The organism is Roseateles sp., from assembly GCF_036404855.1.
GTDB lineage: Bacteria > Pseudomonadota > Gammaproteobacteria > Burkholderiales > Burkholderiaceae_C > Pelomonas.
Genome location: NZ_DASWYS010000347.1, coordinates 1 through 4,723, shown reverse-complemented (window position 1 = coordinate 4,723; position 4,723 = coordinate 1). Strand labels below are relative to the sequence as shown.

The window sequence follows — 4,723 nt, the reverse complement described above, 5'->3', positions numbered from 1 at the left end:
CTGCAGGGTCTCGCCGAGCGCTGGCAGGCCGCCGGCCAGCGCGTCGCCTGGTACGACGCCGACACCGCCTTGCCCTGGGAGCTGCCCGCCCACGAGAGCCTGCTGCTGCTGGACGACTGCCAGCGATTTGACGCCGGCCAGCAGCATGCGGCCTTCGCGCTCTTCGTCGCGTCGGCGGGGCAGGGGTACACGGTCGTCGCGACGGCCGACGCGCCGGCCGTCGACCTCGACGTGCGAGAGGACCTGCGCACCCGCCTCGGCTGGGGTCCCAGCTTTGCGCTGGAACCGCTGCGTGAGGCCGAGATGCGCGCGGCGCTGCGCCGTGAAGCCGACCGCCGCGGCCTGCTGCTGGGCGATGACGTGCTGTCCTATTTGCTGACGCGCTTCGAGCGCAACCTCAAGGGACTGATGGCATTGCTCGAACGCCTGGACGAATTCGCACTGGCCAACAAGCGGGCGCTGACGCTGCCCCTGTTGAAGGCCATGCTGGCCGATGAAAAAATCGACTCCGACCCCATTTTATGAATCTGACCTTGTTCGATCTTGACGGGACGCTGATCCCGGTGGACTCCGACCATGCCTTCGGTGGCTTCATGGTGGAGGTGGGCTGGGTGGACGGCGCGGCCTGGGGGGCACGCAACGACGAGTTCTTCGCCCAGTACAACGCCGGCACGCTGGACCTGCCGGCCTACATCGATTTCGCCACCTCGGCATGGCGCAGCCGGCCGCTGGACGAGGCGCTGGCGATGCGCGAGCGCTTCATGGCCGAGGTCATGCGCCCAGCGCTACGGCCCGAGGCCGTGGCGCTGGTCGAGCAGCACCGTGCGGCCGGCGACCTGCTGGCCATCGTCACCGCCACCAATGCCTTCGTCACCGCGCCCATCGCCCAGGCCTTCGGCGTCGAGCACCTGCTCGCCGTCGACCTGAAGCGCGATGCGGCAGGGCGCTACAGCGGCGAGATCGACGGCATCCCGAGCTTCCGGGAGGGCAAGATCGCGCGTGTCGAGGCCTGGTTGCAGGGCCTGGGGGCACAATGGCGCGATTTCGAGCGCGTGAGTTTCTACAGCGACTCGACCAACGACTTGCCCCTGCTCGAACGCGTCAGCCACCCGGTGGCGACCAATCCCAGCCCGTCGCTCGCCGCCGTTGCCAGCGCGCGCGGCTGGCCCCAGCTGCACCTCTTCGCATGATCAAGAAGTTCATCGACAAATTGCTCGGCAAGCCTGCCGTGGCCAGTGCCAAGAAGACCAGCCCGCTCGGCAAGCGGGTCGAGGTTCCTGCCGAAGTCCACGGCATCAACCCCGATCTGCTCGACGAGCGCGCCGTCAAGGTCGTCAAGACACTGACCGACGCCGGATTCGAGGCCTACATCGTCGGCGGCGCCGTGCGCGACCTGCTGCTGGGCATGCGGCCCAAGGACTTCGACGTGGCCACCAACGCGACGCCCGAGCAGGTCAAGGGCCTGTTCCGTCGCGCCTTCATCATCGGCCGGCGCTTCCGCATCGTGCACGTCGTCCATGGCCGCGGCCGCGAGCACGAGGTCATCGAGGTCTCGACGTTCCGCGCACTCCCCACGGAGTCCGAATCCGTCAACGGCAACGAGAAGACCGCCAAGGCCGAGCTGGACGGCAAGCACCACGCCGTCGATGCCAGCGGTCGTGTGCTGCGCGACAACGTCTGGGGGCCGCAGATCGAGGATGCCGCACGCCGCGACTTCACGGTCAACGCGATGTACTACGACCCGCAGCGCCGCCTCGTCGTGGACTACCACGGCGGATTGGCCGACGCCAAGGCCAAGCTGCTGCGCATGATCGGTGACCCGCAAACTCGCTACCGCGAGGACCCGGTCCGCATCATCCGCGCCGTGCGTTTCGCGGCCAAGCTCGGCTTCGAGCTGGAGAAGAAGACGCTGGCGCCGGTGAAGGCCTCCTCGGCCCTGCTGGCCAACGTGCCGGCCTCGCGCCTGTTCGACGAGATGATCAAGCTGCTGCAGACTGGTCATTCCCTGGCCAGCATCGCGCAGCTGAAGAAGCTGGGCCTGGGTCGCGGCGTGTTTGCCGTGCTGGACGCCATGCTGACCGAAACCGGCGACCTGCCCGAAGGCATCCGAGGTGACTTCGTCCGCCAGGCGTTTGAAGACACCGACCGCCGTGTCAACGAGGGGCGCGGCGTCAGCCCCAGCTTCATGCTGGCCTGCATGTTGTGGCACGAGGTGCTGGATCGCTGGACCAAGACCCGCAGCGCGGGCGAGCCGCCCGTGCCGGCACTGGCCCAGGCCATCGATGCCGTGTTCGACGCCCGCATCGGCGACATCTCCGGGCGCGGCAAGCTGGCGGCGGACATGCGCGAGATCTGGATGATGCAGACCCGCTTCGAGCGCCGCAGCGGTTCGGGCGTGTTCAGCCTCATCGAGCAGCCGCGCTACCGTGCCGGCTTCGACTTCCTGCGCCTGCGCGCCGACGTCGGCGAAATCGACCCGGCCCTGGCCGACTGGTGGGAGGACTTCGCGCTGGGCAGCGACGACGACCGTCAGGCGCTGCTGGCCGATGCCCGTGCTTCGCAGCACAAGCAGCCGCGCGTCGCGCGTGCGCCGCGGCCCGAGACGTCGGCAGGCGACGAGACGGAGCCGGCCGCGGCCGATGCGCCGGCCAAGAAGCGCCGCCGTCGCCGCCGCAAGCCCGCCGGAGGCGGGGAGGGCGCCGCACCGGCGCCGGCTGCCGAGTGAGTTCGCGGGCCTACGTCGGCATGGGCGCCAACCTCGGCGCCGATCTTCCCGCGACATTGACGCAAGCGGCGCTGCAACTTGCCGCGCTGCCCGGTACCCAGGTGGCGGCCCTGTCCAGCGTCTGGCGCAGCGCGCCGGTGGATGCGGGCGGCCCGGACTTCCTGAACGCCGTCGCGGCGCTGGACACGACGCTGGCGCCCCTTGATCTGCTGGATGCGCTGCAGGCCATCGAACTCGCGCACGGCCGCGAGCGTCCCTACCGCAACGCGCCGCGCACGCTCGACCTCGACATGCTGCTGTACGACGACCTGGTGCTGGACACCCCGCGGCTGACGCTGCCACACCCCCGCCTGGGCCAGCGTGCCTTCGTGCTGCGCCCGTTGCTGGAGATTGCGCCGGAGCTGGTGTGCCTGGCCGTTGGCGAGGACTGGCACGCGCAGCGCATCGAGCGGTTCGGACCGCTGTCCCTCTAGTCCGGCATCCGCCCGGCGTCCCCCGGAGACTTGGCGATGTTCTCGACCTTCGTCGGCGATGAGGCCGTGGGCCTGCTGCAGCCGGCCCGCATCGTCCGCTCCCTGCGCGAGATGGATGCATCGACGGGCCCGGAACAAGCCCTGCCATGGCTGACAGCGATCCGCCCTGTGTCCGGGGCCCTCGGGACTGGCCCCGGCGCGCCTGTCTTCGTCGGCCCCGTTGCCGCGCAGCTGGGGGCGCCTGGGGCGCCTGGGGCACCTGGGGCACCTGGAGCACCTGAGGCGCGTGGGGACAGCTGCTGCGCCGTGCCGCACCCCGGCGCAGCAGCGCGGGTCGATGTTCTCGCGAGGAGGTTTGCGCGGTGATGAGCGTGATCGTCCGGGTGCTGAGGGACCTGAAGCGGGACCGGTTCTTCCTGGTGCTGCTGGCGGGATTGGCCGGCTTCGCGATCTACCAGCCCGCTCGAATCCCGAGCTTCGGGGCGCTGATCGACTGGCCGACGATCTCGGCCCTTGCCGGTCTTTTGCTGCTCACGAAGGGGTTGGAGGTCAGCGGCGCGCTCCACGCCCTCGGCCGCCGGCTCGTCGAATCGATGGCGACCGAGCGGGCCGCTGCCTTGTTCCTCGTTTCCACGGCGGCGCTGCTGTCGACGGCGCTGACCAACGACGTGGCGCTATTCGTGGTGGTGCCGCTGACGATCGGCGTGTGCAGGCTCACGGGGATGCCCCTCACGAAGACGGTCGTCTTCGAGGCCCTTGCCGTCAACGTCGGGTCTGCGCTCACCCCCATTGGCAACCCGCAGAACATCTTTCTCTGGCAGCTCGCCGACGTGCCGTTCGGCGATTTCATCTGGCACCAGTTGCCGTTGGTGGCAAGCCTGATGGTCGCGCTGCTTGCCCTCACGGCTTTCGCGTTCAGGGCCCGGTCGTTCGACGTCATCGAGCACGAGGTGTCAACGCTGGATCGGCGATTGCTCGGCGTCTGCCTCGCGCTCTACGTGCCGTTCCTGGTCGCCACGGACATGCACCACGCCGGTGTGGCAACCGCGGCCGTGCTCCTGCTGTTCCTGGTGCTCCGCCCGCGCGTCGTGGCCGAGCTCGACTGGGGCCTGTTGCTCGTCTTCGCACTGATGTTCATCGACCTGAGGTTGCTTGCTGGCCTGGATGCGGTGAGTGCGCTGATGCTGAAGCTCGGTCTTCAAAAACCGGCGAACCTGTACTGGGTGGGCATCGGGGTCAGCCAACTCGTCAGCAATGTGCCGGCCACCATTGCCCTGGCGGAATTTTCGCGGGACTGGCGTGTGATCGCGTACAGCGTCAACGTTGGGGGCTTCGGGTGGATGGTCGGTTCACTGGCGAACCTGATCGCGCTCAGGATGACCGGTGATCGAAACGCGTGGAAGACCTTCCACCTCTACGCGATCCCCGCGCTGGCAGTGGCTGCAGGGATCGGCTACGTGCTGTTGTTCCTGCTTCCGCGAAGCTGAAGGAGTCGGGCCTCGCGGGGGCACGGATCTCGTTCACG

Annotated in this window: 5 protein-coding genes; all 5 read left to right on the top strand. The window is 68.8% G+C overall.

Annotation, left to right across the window (positions count from 1 at the left end; genetic code table 11):
- On the top strand, positions 1-525 hold a 525-nt coding region (locus VGF12_RS23145; protein ID WP_331178401.1), incomplete at its 5' end, for an HdaA/DnaA family protein.
- On the top strand, positions 522-1,190 hold the full coding sequence (locus tag VGF12_RS23140) for an HAD family hydrolase (protein WP_331178400.1): 669 nt from the start codon (positions 522-524) through the stop codon (positions 1,188-1,190). The genes VGF12_RS23145 and VGF12_RS23140, both read left to right, overlap by 4 nt.
- Positions 1,187-2,725 carry a polynucleotide adenylyltransferase PcnB gene (pcnB, locus tag VGF12_RS23135; RefSeq protein WP_331178399.1) on the top strand — a complete coding sequence of 513 codons (1,539 nt, stop codon included), beginning with the start codon at positions 1,187-1,189 and terminating at the stop codon, positions 2,723-2,725. Before VGF12_RS23140 ends, pcnB begins: the two co-directional genes overlap by 4 nt.
- A 20-nt stretch (positions 2,726-2,745) precedes the next feature.
- Positions 2,746-3,198 (top strand): 2-amino-4-hydroxy-6-hydroxymethyldihydropteridine diphosphokinase, encoded by a 453-nt coding sequence (folK, locus tag VGF12_RS23130; protein ID WP_331178402.1) that lies wholly within the window; start codon positions 2,746-2,748, stop codon positions 3,196-3,198.
- A 365-nt stretch (positions 3,199-3,563) separates the two neighbouring features.
- A complete protein-coding gene (locus tag VGF12_RS23125; RefSeq protein ID WP_331178398.1) occupies positions 3,564-4,685 on the top strand; it encodes an SLC13 family permease in 1,122 nt (373 codons plus the stop codon).
- The last annotated feature ends 38 nt before the right edge of the window (positions 4,686-4,723 follow it).

Coding starts and splice junctions, on each gene's coding strand:
- VGF12_RS23140 (WP_331178400.1), top strand. CDS start 522: ATGAATCTGACCTTGTTCGATCTTGACGGGACGCTGATCCCGGTGGAC.
- pcnB (WP_331178399.1), top strand. CDS start 1,187: ATGATCAAGAAGTTCATCGACAAATTGCTCGGCAAGCCTGCCGTGGCC.
- folK (WP_331178402.1), top strand. CDS start 2,746: ATGGGCGCCAACCTCGGCGCCGATCTTCCCGCGACATTGACGCAAGCG.
- VGF12_RS23125 (WP_331178398.1), top strand. CDS start 3,564: ATGAGCGTGATCGTCCGGGTGCTGAGGGACCTGAAGCGGGACCGGTTC.